The organism is Streptomyces africanus (assembly GCF_002150735.1).
In the GTDB taxonomy this organism is placed as follows: Bacteria; Actinomycetota; Actinomycetes; order Streptomycetales; family Streptomycetaceae; genus Streptomyces; species Streptomyces africanus.
Genome location: NZ_MUKA01000707.1, coordinates 1 through 845 on the forward strand (window position 1 = coordinate 1; position 845 = coordinate 845).

The following is an 845-nucleotide window of genomic DNA, read 5'->3' on the forward strand; positions in this document are numbered from 1 at the left end:
CGTCGCGTACCACCCCCCGTCCTCCACGCGACCACACCCGTCCACGAGCCGCGCCGCGAGGACTGCCCCTGGTGCGGCTCCGCCCGCCTGCGGAACCGGCTGCGCACCGGTGACCTGCGGCGGTACCACCCGGGCAGCTTCACCGTCGACGCGTGCCGGGACTGCGGCCACACCTTCCAGAACCCCCGCCTCACCTTCGAGGGCCTCGCGCTCTACCACCGGACGGTGCGCGGGGCGCCCCGGGACGTCGCGGCCGACACCCTCCTCGCGCTGCGCGCCAGCCGGCTCCGGCACCGCTCGGCCGCCCGCGCGATGCTGCGCTTCGGGGAGCCGGAGAGCTGGCTGGACGTGGGCACGGGCCACGCCCGCTTCCCCGTGACGGCCCGGGAGTTCTTCCCGTACACGTCGTTCGACGGCCTGGACCCCACCCCCCGCGTGGTCCGCGCCCGCTCGGCCGACCGCGTCGAGGAGGCCCACGTCGGCCGCCTGACGGACCCCCGGATCTCCGCACCCCTGCGCGCCCGCTACGACATCGTCAGCATGCTCCACCACCTGGAGGGCACCCCCGACCCCCGCGCGGAACTCCACGCCGCCCTCGCGGTCCTGCGCCCCGGCGGCCACCTGCTCATCGAGACCCTGAACCCCCGCAGCCTCTACGCCGCGCTCCTGGGCCGCTGGTGGCTCGCCTACGACCAGCCCCGCCATCTGCACCTGCTCCCCCCGCACAACCTCCGCGCGGAACTGGAGGCGGCCGGCTGCACGATCGCCCTCCTGGACCGCCGCCCCGTCCACATCCCCCACGACCTCTCCGGCGCCACGGCCCTGGCCCTCTCCCACGCCCTCCC

At 76.3% G+C, this 845-nt stretch carries 1 protein-coding gene; it reads left to right on the top strand.

Translation table 11 applies throughout. The features are described from left to right. On the top strand, positions 1–845 hold an 845-nt coding region (locus CCL05_RS43575), incomplete at both ends, for a class I SAM-dependent methyltransferase (RefSeq protein WP_244204638.1).